The organism is Pseudidiomarina fusca, from assembly GCF_032227045.1.
In the GTDB taxonomy this organism is placed as follows: Bacteria; Pseudomonadota; Gammaproteobacteria; order Enterobacterales; family Alteromonadaceae; genus Pseudidiomarina; species Pseudidiomarina fusca.
In genome coordinates, this window is record NZ_JANFPJ010000015.1 from 64,744 (window position 1) to 84,841 (window position 20,098).

The 20,098-nt window shown below is 48.2% G+C and carries 11 protein-coding genes; 4 read left to right on the forward strand and 7 right to left on the reverse strand.

Features of this window, described 5'->3' with window-relative positions:
* Nucleotides 1–44 precede the first annotated feature (44 nt).
* Nucleotides 45–1,190: an endonuclease/exonuclease/phosphatase family protein gene (locus NOG12_RS09100; RefSeq protein WP_313933059.1), complete on the reverse strand. Its 1,146-nt coding sequence runs from the start codon at nucleotides 1,188–1,190 to the stop codon at nucleotides 45–47.
* A 276-nt stretch (nucleotides 1,191–1,466) separates the two neighbouring features.
* On the opposite strand from NOG12_RS09100, the gene NOG12_RS09105 reads away from it, so the two are divergent.
* The 3 genes from NOG12_RS09105 to tadA all read left to right on the forward strand — a co-directional run bounded on the left by NOG12_RS09105 (nucleotide 1,467) and on the right by tadA (nucleotide 8,592).
* Nucleotides 1,467–4,712, forward strand: a complete 3,246-nt coding sequence (locus NOG12_RS09105) for a TonB-dependent receptor (protein ID WP_313933060.1) — start codon at nucleotides 1,467–1,469, stop codon at nucleotides 4,710–4,712.
* Between the two features lie 147 nt (nucleotides 4,713–4,859).
* On the forward strand, nucleotides 4,860–7,979 hold the full coding sequence (locus NOG12_RS09110; protein ID WP_313933061.1) for a TonB-dependent receptor: 3,120 nt from the start codon (nucleotides 4,860–4,862) through the stop codon (nucleotides 7,977–7,979).
* Nucleotides 7,980–8,073: 94 nt separating this feature from the next.
* Nucleotides 8,074–8,592 carry a tRNA adenosine(34) deaminase TadA gene (gene tadA, locus NOG12_RS09115; RefSeq protein ID WP_313933062.1) on the forward strand — a complete coding sequence of 173 codons (519 nt, stop codon included), beginning with the start codon at nucleotides 8,074–8,076 and terminating at the stop codon, nucleotides 8,590–8,592.
* 57 nt (nucleotides 8,593–8,649) lie between these two features.
* On the opposite strand, the gene purL is transcribed toward tadA, so the two are convergent.
* The 4 genes from purL to guaB form a co-directional block, all read right to left on the reverse strand.
* Nucleotides 8,650–12,549 (reverse strand): phosphoribosylformylglycinamidine synthase, encoded by a 3,900-nt coding sequence (purL, locus tag NOG12_RS09120; RefSeq protein ID WP_313933063.1) that lies wholly within the window; start codon nucleotides 12,547–12,549, stop codon nucleotides 8,650–8,652.
* 147 nt (nucleotides 12,550–12,696) lie between these two features.
* On the reverse strand, nucleotides 12,697–14,100 hold the full coding sequence (gene mltF, locus NOG12_RS09125; protein WP_153826181.1) for a membrane-bound lytic murein transglycosylase MltF: 1,404 nt from the start codon (nucleotides 14,098–14,100) through the stop codon (nucleotides 12,697–12,699).
* A 6-nt stretch (nucleotides 14,101–14,106) separates the two neighbouring features.
* Nucleotides 14,107–15,681: a glutamine-hydrolyzing GMP synthase gene (gene guaA, locus NOG12_RS09130; RefSeq protein ID WP_153826182.1), complete on the reverse strand. Its 1,575-nt coding sequence runs from the start codon at nucleotides 15,679–15,681 to the stop codon at nucleotides 14,107–14,109.
* A 6-nt stretch (nucleotides 15,682–15,687) separates the two neighbouring features.
* Nucleotides 15,688–17,157: an IMP dehydrogenase gene (guaB, locus tag NOG12_RS09135; RefSeq protein ID WP_110076102.1), complete on the reverse strand. Its 1,470-nt coding sequence runs from the start codon at nucleotides 17,155–17,157 to the stop codon at nucleotides 15,688–15,690.
* A 97-nt stretch (nucleotides 17,158–17,254) separates the two neighbouring features.
* On the opposite strand from guaB, the gene xseA reads away from it, so the two are divergent.
* Nucleotides 17,255–18,583 (forward strand): exodeoxyribonuclease VII large subunit, encoded by a 1,329-nt coding sequence (gene xseA / locus NOG12_RS09140; RefSeq protein WP_313933064.1) that lies wholly within the window; start codon nucleotides 17,255–17,257, stop codon nucleotides 18,581–18,583.
* Here the strand turns inward: xseA and NOG12_RS09145 are convergent.
* Together NOG12_RS09145 and NOG12_RS09150 are read right to left on the reverse strand one after the other, a co-directional pair.
* Nucleotides 18,580–19,521, reverse strand: a complete 942-nt coding sequence (locus NOG12_RS09145; protein WP_313933065.1) for an AEC family transporter — start codon at nucleotides 19,519–19,521, stop codon at nucleotides 18,580–18,582. The two genes, xseA and NOG12_RS09145, sit on opposite strands and share 4 nt — an antisense overlap.
* Nucleotides 19,522–19,564: 43 nt before the next feature.
* Nucleotides 19,565–20,074 carry a porin gene (locus NOG12_RS09150; protein ID WP_313933066.1) on the reverse strand — a complete coding sequence of 170 codons (510 nt, stop codon included), beginning with the start codon at nucleotides 20,072–20,074 and terminating at the stop codon, nucleotides 19,565–19,567.
* Nucleotides 20,075–20,098 lie beyond the last annotated feature (24 nt).

Sequence of the window (20,098 nt, forward strand, 5' to 3'; positions counted from 1 at the left end):
TTATGACACTTTTATGAAAATGCTGCAAATAGATGACATTTATTTCATTCTGCGGCAATAAGTTGCAGATCCACCCAAACTAATCGATGGTCTGAAGAGCGTTGCCGTTCACTTACTAAATCTGCCTTGGGTTGTCCTACTGTCGGCCAAAACACACCACTTTGAATCACCCGCGTACCATAGACTGATGGCAGCACGTAATCAGCGCGCTTACGCCATCCGGCCGTATGAGTTGCGGCATGAGGATTGTTCGGGGTGTGAGCGCTGCCGCCAGCACTGGTTGGCGTGGGCTCTGCTTGAACCGCCGGGTGCTGCAACAGCTGCGCAATAGTGCCAGGATAATTATCGGTGCTCTCCACTGACGCATTTAAATCGCCCGCTACCACAAACCGCTGTTGTGGAGCTAAACCGCCGCTGCGACCCTGATCGTCGTAGATGTAATCACTGAGGTGCGGCTGGAGGTAATCAGCCCAGAATCTGATTTCGTCATGATTGCGACGGCCGTTTCGATCTTCAGGCCCGTCGAACACCGGCGGCGTAGGATGGCTCACTAACAAGTGCAAAGCAAAATCACCGACCATGACCGGCACATCCCAATGAGATTTTGAGCTTAACGGAAACTCTTGCCAAGCTGCGGCTGGGTACCAAGGTTCTTGAGTTCCGGGTTTAAGTGGCTGCAGCGCGCCCGGCATATCCTTCCATTTGAAATTGCGAAACGTACGAATCGCTTCATCAGCAAGGGGATACTTAGACAGCACCACCATCCCGTATTGTCCTGGATAATTGCCATACGCCCAAGCATCGTTGCCTACACCGCTAGCATGGCCATCTTGATCCAAGTCAAAGGGGCTAGGTTCACCGGTATTCACTGGGGCAATGAAGTAGTACGGATAATCGATCGGAGACTCACCACGCTGGCTATGCGCCAGATAGTCTTTTAAGAATACCTCTATGCCTTGCTCAGCTGGCACATAGTCAAATTCATTGAGTACCAAAATATCAGGCCGAACATGTTGAATGATCTCGGCTATTGCTTGAATTTGTGGATGTTGGTCAGCAAGCGCATGGGTTAATGCACCGGCCCCTTCCGCGACCAATTTGTCGTTCGGTAGATAATTGGAAGCATCCATACTGACATTGAAGGTTGCCACGCGTAAGCTTACCGGTTCAACAGGTTCTGGTTTGGCCATATCACATCCGGTCAAAACTACTGCAAATGCCGCTATAACAGGCACTAAGATTGACTTTTTCACTTGATGATTTCCGTTAGTGGGAGAACTGAGACAAATAAAAACAATAAAGGTTCTAATTTAACGATGCAATTGAAAAGAAAATTGCGTAAAATATTGTCACATTTTTGACATATCTGCGTGCTATAAATGCGCACGAATGTCATTAAGGCGTCAAAACAAGCGGTTATGCCTTAACTCGATTTTTATTAAAAGCAACCAACCCAGGAAATAAAGATGAGTACATCTATGCGATTAACACGCACCGCCAGTGCTATCGCCGTTGCATTGGGCTTAGTCTCAGCAACTGCTATTGCACAAGATACCTCTGCAGCAATGCGTGGTTCTATTGTCGGTCCACAAGGTGCTGGCGCAGCCAACACCAAAGTAGTAATCGAACACATGCCTTCAGGCAGTCGTTTAGAAGTAACGACTGACGAATCAGGTTCATTTATTGCCAGTGGTCTGCGTGTTGGCGGTCCTTACCGTGTAACCTTAGACTCAGACGTATACCGTGACGCCACCTACGAAGAAGTTTACCTGAAATTAGGCGAAACTTACCGTTTGAATGCGCAACTTGAGACTCAAGCTGCTGAGCGTATCAGCGTTACTGGTCGCGCCATCAACTATGCTTCAATGAACAACGGTTCTTCAAGCTCGTTTGGCCAAGAACAAATTGAATCACTGCCTACTTACGGCCGTGACTTAAAAGAAATCGTTCGTTTGAACCCATTAGCCACTCAGCTTGGCGACGGCGACCAATTAGTTGTTGCTGGTAACAACCCAAAATACAACTCAATCACTATCGACGGTATCGGCCAGAACGATGATTTCGGTTTGAACAACAACGGTTACCCAACCCAAGGTTCACCTATTTCAATCGACGCTATTGCACAAATTAACGTTGATGTGATGCCGTTTAGCGCTAAAGAAAGCAACTTTACTGGTGCTAAAGTTAACGCGGTAACCAAATCTGGTACCAACGAATTAAAAGGTTCTGTATTCGTTCAGTACACTAGCGATTCTTTAGCTGGTAACCCTAGCGAATCTATTTATGAGCCAGGCTCTGGCGTACCAAACGTAGATTATGATGAGAAAACCTACGGTATCGGTATCGGCGGTCCAATCATCGAAGACACCTTATTCTTCTACGCTAACTACGAAAAATCGAGCGAATCAGAAAGCCCGTATCGTGGTCCTATCGGCTCAAATGCATCTAACATTGCCAATGTATCTCAAGAAGCTTTAGAAGAAGTTTTATCTATCGCTCGTGAAGTATACGGCTTAACCGATAGCCAACTTGGCGACTGGAACATGCCAGCTGAAGAAGACGACGAAAAATTGTTGTTGAAATTAGACTGGAACATCAGCAATGAGCACCGTGCAGCCTTTACTTATCAGGCTACCAAAGGTAACTCAATTCGTGGCCATTACGGTAGCGATAGCTCATTAGCTTTATCTTCTAGCTGGTACAACAACGAGCAAACCTTAAATGCTTACGCGTTGCAGCTGTACTCAAACTGGAGCTCTAACTTCTCAACTGACATGAAATTGTCGTACAAAGATGTTGAAGCTTTGCAAGAGCCAATGAACGGCCGCACCATGGGTTCTGTTACTGTCCAAGTAGATGGCGACCGTAACGAAATCACTTTTGGTCCTGACTACTCACGCCATGCTAACTACGGTGAAAACAGCACCTTAGAATTGCAATTAAACGGTGAATACTTAATTGGCGACCACGCGTTGTCATTTGGTTACCAGTACTCTTCTACTGATATCTACAACTTGTTCGTACAGAACGCGTTGGGTTCATGGGAATTCTGGAGCCTAGATAACTTCCGTAACAAAACTGCTAACCGTTTCTATTACGCGGGCAGCTTAACCGGTGACGTAAACGATGCTGCGGCCGACTTTACTCAAGGTTATCAAGCGCTATACCTGCAAGACACTTGGGCTCCTACTTGGGATCTTGAGTTAACGTTTGGTGTGCGTTACGAGCGTATTTTCGCAAAAGACAAGCCAACTTATAACCCATTGTTTGCTGAGCGTTATGGCTTCGCCAACACTGAAAACTTAGACGGTAAAGACTTAATTTTGCCGCGCTTTGGTTTCAAATACCAAGCAGCTGACGATATCAAAGTACGTGGTGGCTTCGGTCGTTACGGCGGTGGTCGTCCAAACGTATGGGTATCCAACTCGTATACCAACAGCGGTATGGCATTCTCGCAGTTCAATACCAGCAGCTTGCCATCTTCGGTTTACAGCAACAACGTAGACCCAACGACTGTTCCTGAGTTAGTACAACAATCATTAACTCAAGACGGTTACGTAAATGCTATCGATCCAAACTTCGAGTTACCAACCGACTGGCGCGCCAGCTTAGCGGTTGATTTCGAAAGCTTCGATATCCCATTCATGGGCGAAGAGTGGTTTGCGAGTGCAGAATACATCTACAGCCGTCGTAAAGATGACGTGCAGTGGGTAGATTTAGCGCGTCGTCAATTACTTGACGAAAACGGTAACCCGGTAACTACTGCTGACGGCGGCCGTCCAATTTATGTTGTTGACGATCCATTAGATGACCACGAACCAATGGCTCCAGGCGATGATAACGGCGTTGAGCGTTATGACCTGATGTTGACCAATGGTGACGGTGGTAACAGCCGTATCTTTACTGCAACTCTTGGTAAAGCTTGGGACAACGGTTTAAGCTTACGTACTAGCTACACCAACCAAGACGTACAAGAAGCAGTAGCAGGTAGTTCAAGCACTGCGGTATCTAACTTCCGTTACCCAGTTGCTATCGACCCGAACAATGTTGAAGCCGGTACGGCATCGTACATGGTTGAACACCGTTTGATGGCCGATATCACCTACAAAACTGAATTGTTCAGTGGCTACACTTCTACCTTTGGCTTATTCTGGGAACGTTACTCAGGTCGTCCATGGGGTTATGTGCTAGACACCTTCCGCTTCAACAAGTTTGGTGACCAATCAACCTTCGAAAGTACTGCTCGCTACTTGCCGTACATTCCAACAGGTGCCGATGATCCGAACGTGGTATACACCGGCGGTTTAGACTATGACACTTTTGCTGGTTACTTAGCAGAAACGGGTCTTGATCAATATGCTGGCGGTTACGCTCCACGTAACACTCGTCGTGCTCCTTGGACCACCAACCTAGACTTTAAATTCTCGCAAGAGATTCCAGGTTTTGTTGACGGCCATAAGGGCGAGTTCTACATCAACGTTCGTAACCTGATTGCTCTGTTCGATAAAGATGCAGGCCAGAAGCACGTCTTACCTTTCGGTGATAACGCGCGTCAAATCGCCTCTGTCAATATCGACGATCAAGGCCGTTACGTTTATGGTCGGCCATATAACAGTGGCGACGGCTGGGACGTATTGAACCAATCGCCTACCCGTTATGAGCCTACTCGCTCATCATGGCAGGCCAAGATTGGTGTTCGCTATCGTTTCTAATTTAGCAATACAGAAGCCCTCGCAGCAATGCGGGGGCTTTTTTTAAACGACAAAGTCATCAATTTGTCATAGTTATTACCTACACTTCGCAACCCAACTTTTTTATTGATAAAACTGTTTGTTTAACACAACTAGGGAAACAACATCATGTTCAATAGTAAACCCAGCCGTATAGCCGCCGCAGTTGCCTTGGCTATCGGGATTTCCTCAGCGGCCATTGCGCAAGAAACTACATCAAGTATTCGTGGTGTGGTAACGAGCGAAGCAACCGGACAAGCTATCGCGAATGCAACGGTAACGTTAAAGGATGAACGCACCGGTACTACTAGTACACTTTCAGCTAACGACAATGGATTGTTCTCTGCCCGCGGCCTTGCCGTAGGTGGTCCATACACGTTAACTGTCACCGATGCGATGGGTAACAGCGAGGTTATTGAGAACGTCTTCTTAACCTTGGGCGAGACCGAAAACTTAAGCGTGGCAGTGCCTCAGCAGTCCGTAGAACGCATTGCTGTCACTGGTTCGCAACTCACTACGACTTCTGGTACTAATGGTCCAACTGCAACCTTCAGCCTAGCTGATTTGCAAAGTGCTCCTACAGTAAACCGCGACATCAAAGATATTGTACGTAATGACCCGCGTATCTATATCAATGAAACTAACGCACGTGACATTCAGTGCGCCGGTGCTAACCCGCGTTTCAACAGCTTGACTGTTGACGGCGTGCGCATGAACGATAACTTTGGTTTGAATTCAAGTGGTTACCCTACCGAGCGGATGCCTTTCTCTTATGATGCTATTGAACAGGTAGCAGTAGAGTTAGCTCCTTTTAACGTGCAATACGGTGGTTTTACCGCGTGTAACATCAACGCCGTAACCAAATCAGGTGAAAACGAGCTATTTGGTAGCGTTTTCTTTGATTACACCAACGACAGCCTGCAAGGCGATAAGCTTGAAGGTGACTCGATCAACGTAGGTGCTTTCAATGAACGTCGTTACGGTTTCAACGGTGGTGGCGCATTAATTGATGATAAACTTTTCGCCTTCATTGCTTATGAAAAACTAGAAGGCGCTGATACGTTCGATCGCGGCCCAGAAGATGGCTCTGCAGCCACGCCAGTACTAGGCGTTACGCAAGCAGATCTTGACCGAATTGCTAACATCGCCCGTGATGTTTACGGCTTCGAGCCAGGCGGTTTCCCAGCTAGTATTCCAGTAGAAGACGAGAAGTTCTTAGCGAAATTAGACTGGTACATTAATGACCAGCATCGTGCGGCCTTTACCTACAACTACAACGACGGTTACTCTATCGCTGAGTCTGACGGTGATGACAACGAACTAGAATTCTCTAACCACTTCTATGAGCGCGGTTCTAAATTCACTTCTTATGTAGCACAGTTGTACTCAGACTGGACCTACAACTTCTCTACCGAAATTCGTGCTGGTTACTCTGAGTTAGACGCTCGCGTTAACCCACTTGGCGGTACTGAAGTAGGTGAAGTTCAAATCCGCCACAATGGCAACACTATTTATCTTGGTGCTGACGACTCTCGTCATGCCAACAAGTTGTACTACGACACAACTTTCTTCAAAGTTGCTGGTACTTACTTGTATGAAGATCATACTTTCACCTTCGGTTATGAGCGCGAAAGTTACGACGTGTACAACTTGTTTATTCAAGAAGCACAAGGTGAGTTCCGGTTTGCCTCTATCGATGCCTTTGAAGCTGGTACTCCTAGCCGCGTGATCTATGAAAACGCCGCTGGTAGTAACGATCCAAATGATGGTGCTGGTCAATTCAAGTACTCAGTAAACACCTTGTATGCACAAGATGAATACTACTTTATCGACCAAGACTTAACCTTAACTGCTGGTTTACGTTATGACTGGTACACCACCAGTGATGAGCCAGCGCTGAACGCTAACTTCCAAAGCACTTATGGCTACGCCAACACCGCTACTTTAGACGGTGAAGGTTTAGTACAGCCACGCTTAGGCGTGAACTGGGTAGTAAGCCCAGAGCTTGAAGTACGTGGTGGTATTGGTTTGTATTCTGGCGGTAACCCGAACGTTTGGTTGTCTAACAACTACTCAAACAACGGCGTGAGCTTGTACGAATCAAACCTGTTCTTAAATGGTGGCAGCCTGTTTGATATCCCTCACACTGGCTCTGGTAATCCATTAATCGACATTCCACAGTCCATGTATGACGAAGTAGCAAACGCTGCTGGTGTTGGCCCTGTTAACGCATTAGATCCTAACTTTGAATTACCTAAAGAATGGAAATATGCCATTGGTGCCACCTACGCCTTTGATAACGGCTATGTTTTCATGGCTGACTTGTTGCACACTGAAAAAGACAATGCTGCAATCATCAAAGACTTACGCCGTACGCAAGTGGATACAGCTCCAGACGGTCGTCCAATCTATGCCGGTTCAGGCTCTGATGCCTTCTTGTTAACCAACGTTGATGGTGACTCTGGTAAGCAAACCTCATTGTCATTGGCGGTAAGCAAATCCCATGACTTTGGTTTAGACTGGACCTTGGCTTACGCTTGGAACAAAGCTGAAGACGTTAACCCAATGACCAGCTCGGTAGCTTACTCAAACTACACCAACGTAGCGGCTGCTGATTTACAAAACCCAGGCGTGGCAACTTCTAACTACGAAATTCCACACCGCTTTACTTTCCGTGCTACCTACACCACTGAGTGGTTAGATGGTTACGATACTAAGTTCAGCTTATTCGGTAGCGCTAACAAAGGTCGTCCGTACAGCTACACTATGAACGGTAACGTGTTCGGTGATATCACTAGCTCTGCTCGTGCATTGTTATACGTACCAACGGGTTTAACTGACCCGAATGCAATCTTTGCTGCTGGCTTTGATACTGACAAATTCTTTGCCTTTATCGAAGAAGCTGGCTTAGACAAGTACGCTGGTGGTATTGCACCTCGTAACGAGTTCTACAGCAGCTGGTGGCACAAAGTTGACTTCAAATTCGAACAAGACCTACCTGGTTTTGCCGATGGTCACAAATCAAGCCTGTACTTTGTGGTTGATAACTTAACTAACCTGTTAAACGATGATTGGGGCGTGTTGTATGAAGCAAGCTTCCCTCGTTCAATTGGCGTAGCTAACGTATCAATTAACGACCAAAACCAATATGTATTTGAGTCATTGAGCTCACGTATTGACGGCGTACAAGGTCGTTCAGGTGCACCATCATTGTGGAGCATCCGTTTAGGCTTTAAATACGATTTCTAAGCCTAATAACGCTATAGTTGAAACAAGCCCTCGCATCTGCGGGGGCTTTTTTTTATGATAGGCCATCATTTTACAACGAAGCGTCTTTCTATCTATGCTCGACTCCAACCAACAGCACCAGCATTTTATGCAACGTGCACGCCAACTAGCCGAGCAGGCTCAAGCCTTGGGTGAAGTCCCCGTGGGGGCTGTCTTAGTACAACAAGGTGAAATTATCGGTGAAGGCTTTAACCAAGTGATTCATTTGCATGACCCATCCGCCCATGCAGAAGTGATGGCGATTCGCGCAGCTGGTCAAAAACTAAATAATTATCGCCTGGTAGACACGACTTTATATGTGACCCTAGAGCCCTGCGCAATGTGTGCTGGGCTGATCACTCATGCCCGCATCAAAACTCTCGTGTTTGGCGCCAGCGATCCGCGTACAGGCGCAACGGGTAGCGCCATCCAAGTAGTAAACCACAGCAGTATGAATCATCAGGTTGAGGTTATAGGTGGCGTACTAGCAGATAGCTGTGCGCAGCAATTAAAGGATTTTTTTAAACAACGCCGCGCGCAACAAGCGGCTGAGAAATTACACCGATCCAATAACGAAAAACCCGAGACCAAGTAAGCGTCTACAGCTGCTTACATGATCTCGGGTTTTGCTGGTGTCCTACGCAGGACTATCTTAGCCTAGATAGACCCGAGCATTACGGAACATACGCATCCACGGGCTATCTTCACCCCATTCTTCCGGATGCCAGCTATTAGCCACAGTTCGGAATACCCGCTCTGGATGCGGCATCATAATAGACACTCGACCATCGCTGGTAGTTAACCCGGTGATCCCTGCTGGGGTTCCATTGGGGTTAGCCGGATAGCTGCTAGCAACTTGGCCCTTATTATTAATGTAGCGCAAGGTCACTAATTGCTGTTGCTGTACTAACTCTAGGTTGTTGCCACTAAATTCAGCCCGCCCTTCACCATGAGATACCGCAATTGGCATTTTCGAGCCAGCCATACCAGAGAAGAACAACGAGTCATTAGGCTGCACTTCAACCAAGCTAAAACGCGCTTCAAACCGCTCTGAACGGTTAGTAACAAAACGTGGCCAAGCTTCTGCACCAGGAATTAGTTCTTTCAGATTTGATAACATCTGACAGCCATTACACACCCCTAGCGCGAACGTGCGTTGGCGTTCAAAGAAAGCACTGAACTCATCGCGGGCACGGCCATTAAATAAAATCGACTTCGCCCAACCCTCGCCTGCACCTAGTACGTCACCGTAGGAGAAACCGCCACAAGCAGCTAAACCATCAAACTTATCTAAGCTGATGCGACCGCTTAAAATGTCACTCATGTGCACATCAATCGCAGCAAAGCCGGCGCGATCGAAAGCTGCGGCCATTTCCATGTGCGAGTTCACCCCTTGCTCACGCAAAATAGCCACCACAGGATCACGCCCTGTATTGATGTACGGAGCCGCAATGTCCTCAGCCACATCAAACGTCAGTTCGGCAAACAAACCAGGATCATTAAGGTTTTGCTTAGCTTCAAACTCTTCGTCAGCGCACTCTGGGTTATCTCGTAAACGCTGCATCTGATGAGTAGTTTCTGCCCACACAGCACGGTAGTGACTACGCAAATGAGACAGCACTTCTTGTCCATTGCGATTAAATCGCACCACATCTTCGCGCACAGGCTGACCGATAACCTTCACACAATCAGCTAACCCATGTTCAGCAAATACTGCCTGCACTGCCGGCAAGTCCTCAACAGTTACCTGAATGACAACGCCTAATTCTTCACTAAAGAGTGCCGCAAGATCGTCTGTACCAACTTCATCAAGGGCTACTTCAACCCCACAATGACCAGCAAAGGCCATTTCTGCCACCGTCACAAACAAACCACCATCAGAGCGATCATGATAGGCCAGTAATTGCTTGTTGTGCACCAGTTGTTGGATGGCGTTGAAGAAGCCTTTCAGCAAGGCGGCGTCATCCACGTCAGGCGTGACATCACCTAACTGACGATAAACTTGGGCTAACGCTGAACCACCCAGACGGTTTTGCCCTTGCCCCAAATCAATCAAGACTAATTTAGAGTCGCCTTTATCCATCCGCAGCTGCGGGGTTAGCGTTCGACGCACATCACGTACGCGACCAAAGGCAGTAATGACAAGGCTCAGCGGTGCGGTTACTGCTTGTTCATTACCGGCACTATCCTGCCAGCGAGTCTTCATCGACATCGAATCTTTACCCACCGGAATGGTGATTCCAAGCGCTGGACAAAGTTCTTCACCGACCGCTTTGACTGCTTCATAGAGACCAGCATCTTCGCCTGGGTGACCAGCAGCAGCCATCCAGTTTGCCGACAATTTTACAAAACTTAAATCGCCGATATCAGCGGCAGCAAGGTTGGTCAAAGCCTCGCCCACGGCCATCCGTGCAGACGCGCCGTAGTTTAATAACGCCAGTGGTGTGCGTTCACCCATGGCCATAGCTTCACCGGCATAGGTATCGTAGCTAGCAGCAGTTACCGCCACATCGGCTACAGGTATTTGCCATGGTCCCACCATTTGGTCACGCGCAACCAAACCAGTCACAGACCGATCACCAATGGTAATCAAGAAGGTTTTCTCTGCAATCGCTGGCAATCGTAACAAGCGCTTGGCGGCGTCGTTAAGCTTAATTGAGCTGGTTTCAAGCGCTTGTCCCTGAACTTGCGCTGAACTTACGTCACGATGCATTTTCGGTGGTTTACCAAGTAGCACGTTCAGTGGCAAATCAATGGGCTTATTAGCAAATACCGGATCTGTCATGGTTAAATGTTGCGCTTCAGTGGCTTCACCAATCACTGCGAATGGCGCCCGCTCACGCTGACAAATCTGTTCAAAAACATCCATATGTTCTGGCGCAATAGCCATCACGTAGCGTTCTTGCGATTCGTTACACCAAATCTCGAGCGGCGACATACCTGGCTCATCGTTGGGCACTTTACGTAAGTCAAAAATACCACCACGGCCACCATCACCCACCAGCTCTGGCATGGCATTCGACAAACCACCAGCGCCTACATCGTGAATAAATGCAATGGGGTTCTTGTCGCCCAGTTGCCAGCAACGGTCAATCACTTCTTGGCAGCGCCGCTCCATTTCTGGGTTATCACGCTGAACCGAAGCAAAGTCGAGATCTTCGGTAGAGGTACCAGATGCCATCGATGATGCCGCACCGCCACCTAAACCGATATTCATGGCCGGGCCGCCTAATACCACAAGCTTGGCGCCGACCGGAATCTCACCCTTCTCAACGTGTTGCTCGCGAATATTCCCCATACCGCCGGCAATCATAATAGGCTTATGATAACCACGGATTTCTTCGCCGTTGTGGCTGGTTACTTTTTCTTCATAGGTACGGAAATAACCTGTTAAAGCTGGGCGGCCAAATTCATTATTAAAAGCAGCGCCACCTAAGGGTCCTTCGAGCATAATATCCAGTGCGGTAACAATCCGTTCTGGTTTACCGAAGTCTTCTTCCCAAGGCTGTTCAAAGCCAGGAATACGCAGGTTAGACACGGTAAAACCAACCAACCCGGCCTTAGGCTTCGAGCCGCGCCCCGTTGCACCTTCGTCACGAATCTCGCCCCCAGACCCCGTGGCGGCACCCGGATACGGTGAAATGGCTGTAGGATGGTTATGGGTTTCCACCTTCATTAAAATATGAATAGGCTCATGAAAATAGCTGTATTCACCTGCGGCGGCGCTGCCGGCTGGGTATGGGTAAAAGCGCCCAGCTTCAGACCCTACCATCACCGCAGCATTATCTTTATATGCCGACAACACGTTTTCAGGGTGCGTTTCGTAGGTGTTCTTAATCATTTTGAACAATGATTTAAGCTGCTGCTCGCCATCAATAGTCCAATCGGCGTTAAAAATTTTGTGGCGACAATGCTCAGAGTTTGCTTGTGCAAACATATAGAGTTCTATGTCGTTTGGATTACGCTTTAACGCACTGAAATTCTCAAACAAATAATCAATTTCATCATCCGCAAGCGCTAGCCCCATGGTCACGTTGGCTTGTGCCAGGGCTGCTCGACCACCAGCTAAAATATCAATACTTTGCAGTGGAGCCGGCTCGGCATGTTCGAATAAGATGCTTGCTTGCTGCAATTCTGCCAACACCATTTCGGTCATACGATCATGCAACAAAGCGGCTGCCTGAGCTAATTGCTCAACACTCAGCTCACCACTGAGGTAGTAGGCAATACCGCGTTCGATGCGCTTAACTTGGGTCAACCCACAGTTATGCGCAATGTCCGTTGCTTTTGATGACCAAGGTGAGATCGTTCCTTGGCGTGGCACCACCACTTGTAAGCTACCCTCAGGCAAGTGCTGCGCCATCGAAGGGCCATAACTGAGTAATTTCCCCAATACCTCACGCGACGCATCGTCGAGCGCTTGGGCTACATCTACAAAATGCATGAATTCTGCATAAACTTCGGTAACCGGAAGCTCAGCAGCCTGTAATCGTTGCAATAGCTTTTCGGTACGAAATTCTGACAAGGCCGGAGCGCCACGTACTATTTCCACAGATCTCTCTCCAAATTATCGAGGGTCAATTATCAGTTTTCTCACACAACCGGAACCACTTTTGGCGGCGCTCCAGTTGTAATCGATGACGTTTTCTTAGCAAAGCACGGCGTCTTTCAGGCGACACCAACCGACGGTTTCTACGCATTAGTTCATCTCGTCACCACTACCTTGCGGAAGCAGAATTTGCATGGGTTTGGCTGGAATGCGTCCACGGCTATCAAGCCAAATCAAGGTATCATAATAACGACGGATGTTTCCTACATACCGCACCGGTTCATCACCTCGAGCAAAACCATACTTGGTTTGTCGGTAATATTTTTTCTGTCGTAATAAAGGTAGACGTTTTCTCACATCTATCCAGCGATCAGGATCGGCGCCCTGCTGCTGAGTCAAAATCCGTGCGTCTTCAAGATGGCCAAAGCCAATATTATAGGCAGCCAACGCAAACCAAATGCGGTCAGGATGTTGAATACGGGCCGGAATTCGCTGCAGCATTCGCTCAAAATAGCGTGCTCCGCCACGAATGCTTTGCTCGGGGTTAAGTCTACTGGTTACGCCCATAGCCTTAGCCGTAGGCAGGGTCAGCATCATCATGCCGCGAACCCCAGTTGGCGATAAAGCACGCGGGTTCCAATGGCTTTCTTGGTAGCTGATAGCGGCCAATAAACGCCAATCGAGACTACCTGCATGGCGTTCAAACATCTCGCGGTAACGCGGTAAGGTAGTTTCTACTGCTTGAATAAACAAACTAGCATCCACGTAATTAAAGTTAGCAACATGGCCAAAATGCTGGTCCATCAACTGTGCCAACTGGCCTGACGCACGCAGTTCACCAAAAAAATCAATCACTTCAGCATAAAGAGAGCCATCCACCTGGGATGCTAGCATCCAGCCCACATCAACTCGGTCTCGTACCGTAAAGGCCACGCTTAGATTGGGGTAATAACGACGTTGGATATCAAGTGTATTGCTGTCCGCGATGGTAAAGTCGATCTCACCTAACATGACGCGGCGCAGAAGCTCTTGGGTGTCTTGATCATCAGTCGCGCGCCATTTCAGCTCAGGATAATCACTACTAATACTTTGCAGCCAATCGTGGTGACTACTGTTAGCCACCACCACCAGTTCACCATCTAGCTCGGTTAAACTGCGCGGCCGATCACGCGAGCCTTGTTTGTAAATGACTCGCTGGCTTACCTCAAGGTAAGGAGGGCCAAAACGAAACAGTTGGTCGCGTTGGGGAGTACGATCTAACCCAGCTGCCAACAGGTCTACTTCGTTGTTAGCCAGTAAATCGAGTAAGTTTTTGACGTTATAGCGCGGCACCATTTCTAGGGCTACGCCGAGTTCATCAGCAAATTGCTGCGCCAAGGCCGCTTCAATGCCTGCTTCGCCATTGGCATCAAGGTAATAGGTTGAGGGACCCATCAAGGTCCCTACCTTTAATACGCCGCGGGCTTTGATTTGCTCTAGCTGACTGGGCTCTGGAGCTGGCGTACAGCCAACTATCAATAACAACCAGCAACAGCTAAGCAGAACTCGCAGCATCTTAGCCTATTCCCACTCGATGGTAGCTGGCGGCTTGCCGGAAATATCGTATACCACCCGTGAGATACCATCAATTTCGTTAATAATACGATTAGATACGGTTTCTAACAGAGTGTATGGCAAATGTGCCCAGCGTGCGGTCATAAAATCTATCGTTTCTACGGCGCGTAGTGCAATCACCCAATCGTATTTTCGAGCATCACCCATAACGCCAACTGAACGTACCGGTAAGAAGACCGCAAAAGCTTGGCTTACTTCATGGTACAAACCAGCTTTGCGTAATTCTGAAATAAAGATGTGGTCAGCACGACGCAACAAGTCGCAATATTCTTTCTTAACTTCAGCCAAGACCCTTACGCCCAAGCCTGGTCCTGGGAAGGGGTGACGATAAAGCATGTCATATGGCAACCCTAACTCAAGACCAATTTTACGCACTTCGTCTTTGAATAATTCACGTAATGGCTCCACCAAGCTCAGCTTCATATCGGCCGGCAAACCACCTACGTTATGGTGAGATTTAATCACATGGGCTTTACCCGTTTTCGAGCCAGCCGATTCAATCACATCCGGATAAATCGTACCTTGGGCTAAGAAAGATACGTCTTTAATTAGACTCGCCTGTTCATCAAATATTTCAACGAACACACGACCAATAATTTTACGTTTAGCCTCGGGCTCTTGCTCACCAGCAAGGGCATCTAAGAAACGATTTTCGGCAGCAACATGAATAATATTTAGACCATAGTGGTCACCAAACATTTCCATAACTTGCTCTGCTTCTTGCCAGCGTAACAGACCGTTATCAACGAAGACGCAGGTTAACTGGTCACCAATGGCACGGTGCAACAGCATGGCAGTAACCGAACTATCTACCCCACCGGATAAGCCCAACACCACCTTTCCGGTTCCTACTTGGGCTCGGATTCGAGCAACTGCATCATCAATAATGTGTGCCGGCGTCCAGTTTTGTTCACACTCGCAGATTTCTACCACAAAGTGCTCTAGCATCCGCATCCCTTGGCGCGTATGAGTTACTTCGGGGTGGAACTGCACACCATAAAAATCGCGGGTGTCATCGGCCATAGCCGCAATCGGGCAGGTTGGTGTTTGCGCCACAAGGGTAAAACCCGGTGGCATTTCAATCACTTTATCACCATGGCTCATCCAGACATCAATGCTAGGATTGCCGCTTTCGTGAACGCTATCTTCAATGTGATGAAACAGTGGACAGGGCGCAATACGTTCTACTTGCGCATAGCCAAATTCACGCTCACTAGAGCCTTGCACTTGACCACCTAACTGGGCCGCCATGGTTTGCATGCCATAACAGATACCAAATACCGGTACCCCAGCGTTAAACACGTAATCAGGTGCGCGCGGAGAGTCAGCTGCAGTGACAGATTCGGGCCCCCCTGACAAGATAATACCGTTCGGCTTAAACTCGCGGATATCAGCTTCGCTCACATCCCAAGCCCAAAGTTCACAATAAACACCTAGTTCACGAATACGGCGAGCAATCAGCTGAGTGTACTGCGAACCAAAATCTAAAATTAATATTTTATGCGCATGAATATCTTGCATGATTGCTTATCCCATCCGGTAGTTAGGTGCTTCTTTGGTGATTTGCACATCGTGCACATGGGATTCACCCATACCCGCCGCTGTTACTTTGACAAACTGCGGTTTGGTGCGCATTTCTTTCATGGTGGCACAGCCGGTTAAGCCCATGGCTGAACGTAAACCTCCCATTTGTTGATGAATAATAGTGGCAATCGGTCCCTTGTACGCAACGCGACCTTCAATCCCTTCAGGCACCAGTTTTTCTGCTTCGTTCGTTGCTTGAAAGTAACGATCCGACGAGCCGTGACGCTGATTCATAGCACCAATACTGCCCATGCCACGATAGGATTTGTAGTAACGGCCTTGATAAAGCTCTACTTCACCGGGTGACTCCTCAGTACCCGCCAACATACTGCCAACCATCACGCAATCAGCTCCAGCAGCGATAGCTTTCGCAATATCTCCAGAGAAGCGAATCCCGCCATCAGCAATAACCGGAATGTTGGTTCCTTTAAGTGCGTCTACGGCGTCTGAAATAGCCGTAATTTGCGGCACACCGCAACCGGTAACAATGCGCGTAGTACAGATCGAGCCAGGACCAATCCCAACTTTTACCGCATCTACCCCGGCATCAGCCAAGGCTTTCGCCCCAGCACCCGTTGCCACATTACCTGCGATGATTTGCAAGTCTGGGTAAGTTTTGCGTGCCCACATCACTCGGTCAATAACCCCTTGTGAATGGCCATGAGAGGTATCAATCAACAGTACATCTACCCCGGCTTCAACCAATGCCGCTACGCGTTCTTCTGTACCTGGACCCACACCTACCGCAGCACCCACTCGTAACCGCCCTAAATCGTCTTTACAGGCGTTAGGCTTGTTTTCAGCTTTGGTGAAATCTTTCAAGGTGATCATGCCAAGCATATGAAAATCGTCGTTTACGACCAAGATTTTTTCTACGCGGTGTTGATGCATCAAACCTAAGATTTCATCACTGCCAGCATTTTCTTTCACGGTAATTAATTTGTCTTTAGGGGTCATGATGCTGCTAACTAAGCGGCTATCATCTTTTTCAGCGCGAGTATCTCGACCGGTGATAATACCTACTAGCTCACCACTTTCTGCAACCACAGGAAATCCATGAAAGCCATGCTCGATGGCCAGCGCTCTGATTTCACCTAAAGTAGTGTCGGGAGTAACTGTTACTGGGTCTGAAACCACACCGCTTTCGTATTTTTTAACTTTACGGACATGTGCGGCTTGCTCAGCAATGGTCATATTTTTGTGGATAAAGCCTAGCCCGCCTTCTTGCGCTAGAGCAATGGCTAATGCTGCTTCGGTTACCGTATCCATGGCCGCTGACACAAGGGGAATATTCAATTCAATCGAGCGCGTTAAACGCGTGCGCAAATCGGCTGTATGGGGTAAAACGGTGGAGTGTCCTGGGACGAGAAGAACGTCGTCAAAGGTAAGAGCTTCTTGGGCAATTCGTAGCATGGCAACATCTCACTGGCTGACTTAATGTTGCGTGCAGATTTTACTCGCAAAGCGCTTTTCAGTAAACTGATTTCTCAACTTTCCAGTGGGTTTTATCATGCAGCAGTCGCACATCTTTACCGTACATGGCCTTAATAGCGAAGTTCGGCAAGTATTAGAGCAGGGCTTTGGCTCGGTTTGGCTGGTTGGCGAAATTTCAAACTTTGCCGCTCCTGGCTCTGGCCATTGGTATTTCACCTTAAAAGATGAGCGTGCGCAAATTAAAGCAGCGATGTTTCGCAATGCTAATCAACGGGTACGGATACAGCCGCAACAAGGCATGCAGGTTTTAGTACGGGCCAAATTGACCGTGTATGAACCGCGCGGCGATTATCAGCTGATCATAGAACATATGGAAGACGCTGGGGCCGGCCTCCTGCAGCAACAATACGAACAACTTAAAGCCAAACTCCAAGCAGCTGGCTTGTTCGATCCTCAAACCAAGCAAGCACTGCCGACCCGCATTAATAGGGTAGGCGTGATCACCTCCCCCACAGGAGCGGCCGTGCGCGATATTTTAGCCGTAATGAAACGCCGCGACCCAGCGGTAGAGGTGATTATCTACCCTGCTAGCGTACAAGGCCAAAGTGCTCCGCAAGAGCTGCTACAGATGTTGCAACGGGCAATCGCACGAAACGAGGTTAATGTACTCATTGTGAGTCGCGGTGGTGGCTCATTAGAAGATTTATGGTGTTTTAATAACGAACAACTGGCTCATGCGTTGTTTGCCTGCCCGATTCCGACCATTGCGGCAATCGGGCATGAAGTCGACTTTACTATTGCTGATTTTGTCGCCGACGTACGCGCAGCTACACCATCGGCAGCGGCTGAGTTAGTAACCCGTGATCAGCGCGAAACCATGCAAGTAATTACTCACTTAGAGCATCGTTTAGCCCGCGTTTGGCAGGCCCAAATGACGAGTTGGCAACACCAGCAACGGTATTTACAGCAACGTTTACAGCAACAACATCCCCAACGTCAGCTACAGCAAAATAGTCAACGCTTAGATGAACTCAGCAACCGTGCCCAATCTGCCCTGCTGCGGCAATCTAAATTGCATCAGCAACATCAACAACAACTGCAACAACGTTTGCTAGCAGCTCATCCCAAACGGCTACTGGCACCTGCGCAGTTACAATTGCAACAATTGCAGCAGCGCCAACAAACCGCCATGCGCAGCGTGCTAAAACAAGCCCATCTGCGACTACAAAGCACCATTCAAACACTGCAAGTGGTTAGCCCCTTAGAGACTATTGCGCGTGGTTATGCGGTGCTGCAGAACGACCAAGGCCAAGTGATTCGTGACCCCGCTGAGCTTGCTCCACAACAGGTGTTTAACGTCCGTGTCGCCAAAGGTGAGTTTAAGGCCACCAAGGTTGGAGACTAAATTGATTGAGCCAGCCATTGCAGCAGATAAAACCAGAGTGGCAAGCTGATAAAACACAGCAATACTCCGTAGCCCACCACTGCGGCTGATAAGATCGGCGCTAAGCCGGCCATAATAGCCAGCGCGCCGGCTGAAATCATCGCCGGCATGGCTGCTTCCATGATGGTGACCTGAACCGCCAGTTGCTGCAAATCAAACGCCCACAAAGCTAATAAGGCAATCATTGGAGTAAGCACTAACTTTATACCTAAAGCCCAGTACAATGGCCCTCGATCTTCTTGTGGCAATCTGAATTTCAGCTGAAAACCAACCGCTACCATGATTACTGGCACCAAGGTAATGGCGAGCGAATCGATAAAACTACTCACTACTTCTGGATAACTAAAGGGCCTTAGAGCAAAGGCTGCAACAAGCGCAACAAAAGGCGGGAATTTGGCGATTTTCATCAATAATTGTGCCAAGGAAGGTCGCTGTGCTGCTTGCCCCTCATCATGAGCATAGACCGCAGCAATAATGGTGGCATAAATGGAGAGAATAAAGAATGACCCTAGTTGGTCATAAAGCAGTGCGTATGGGATCCCCTCGGGGCCAAAAAAAGCCTCAATCATAGGAAACCCAACAAACGAGGTATTGCCAAGCGGGATGACAATTAACATGGCACCCAAGGTATTGCGCGACCACTTAAACAACTTACCTAACCACATTATAAGTGGCACCGTTAGTACTAATAACAGCCACGGCATAATGGCTGGGTAAAGCAGCTCTTTGCCAAAGGTTAGGCTAGGGATTTTCTGCAACACCACGGCAGGTAGTGCCACATAAATCACGTAGGCATTAAGAATTTGACCGGTATTTTGTGGAAATTGCCGACTACGCTGTAGCAGTAAACCAATGACTACGTAGCCGGCGATAAAGATAAAGTTCGCCATCATCTGCATCTGTTGGAATTGATGGCATTAGTTTACCTTGCTTTGCTGCTAGTTAAAACTTGTGCTCGATACCAATCGCCAGGTATCGTTGCTGTGCATCGATATTATCGAGATCACGGCCGGTATACCAAGCGTAAACTGTGGTGTTGTCGCCGAGTTTATAGTCAGCGCCAGCGGCAATAGCTGATTTATCACCATCGTCAAAATCCATCATTTGATATTGGAATTTAAAACTGAAATTCTGCCACGGCTGAATCACATTCGCGACCCACCCATCGGCTTGACCAGTACCATCAACATTTTCTTGATCTTGCCACAACAGACCAAGCTGAGTATCACCTACTTTGGTCATCCCCATGGCACGCACGATATCGCGTCCATTAACACTATCATCTACGGCAATGGCTGCATGAAACTGGGTTTGTTTCAGTTTTTTATCGCCATAAGCCAAGCTTAGCGAGATGCCATCGTCAACGAAGTCATCTTCAGCAAACACATAGCTTGCCGCTACCTGAAACTGATTAGGGCCTGTTGATCTTTGCTGTTGATCTTTGCTGTTCATAATTTAGCCAACCCACATTGGCAG

Coding starts and splice junctions, on each gene's coding strand:
- NOG12_RS09100 (WP_313933059.1), bottom strand. CDS start 1,190: ATGGCCAAACCAGAACCTGTTGAACCGGTAAGCTTACGCGTGGCAACC.
- NOG12_RS09105 (WP_313933060.1), top strand. CDS start 1,467: ATGAGTACATCTATGCGATTAACACGCACCGCCAGTGCTATCGCCGTT.
- NOG12_RS09110 (WP_313933061.1), top strand. CDS start 4,860: ATGTTCAATAGTAAACCCAGCCGTATAGCCGCCGCAGTTGCCTTGGCT.
- tadA (WP_313933062.1), top strand. CDS start 8,074: ATGCTCGACTCCAACCAACAGCACCAGCATTTTATGCAACGTGCACGC.
- mltF (WP_153826181.1), bottom strand. CDS start 14,100: ATGCTGCGAGTTCTGCTTAGCTGTTGCTGGTTGTTATTGATAGTTGGC.
- guaA (WP_153826182.1), bottom strand. CDS start 15,681: ATGCAAGATATTCATGCGCATAAAATATTAATTTTAGATTTTGGTTCG.
- guaB (WP_110076102.1), bottom strand. CDS start 17,157: ATGCTACGAATTGCCCAAGAAGCTCTTACCTTTGACGACGTTCTTCTC.
- xseA (WP_313933064.1), top strand. CDS start 17,255: ATGCAGCAGTCGCACATCTTTACCGTACATGGCCTTAATAGCGAAGTT.
- NOG12_RS09145 (WP_313933065.1), bottom strand. CDS start 19,521: ATGCAGATGATGGCGAACTTTATCTTTATCGCCGGCTACGTAGTCATT.
- NOG12_RS09150 (WP_313933066.1), bottom strand. CDS start 20,074: ATGAACAGCAAAGATCAACAGCAAAGATCAACAGGCCCTAATCAGTTT.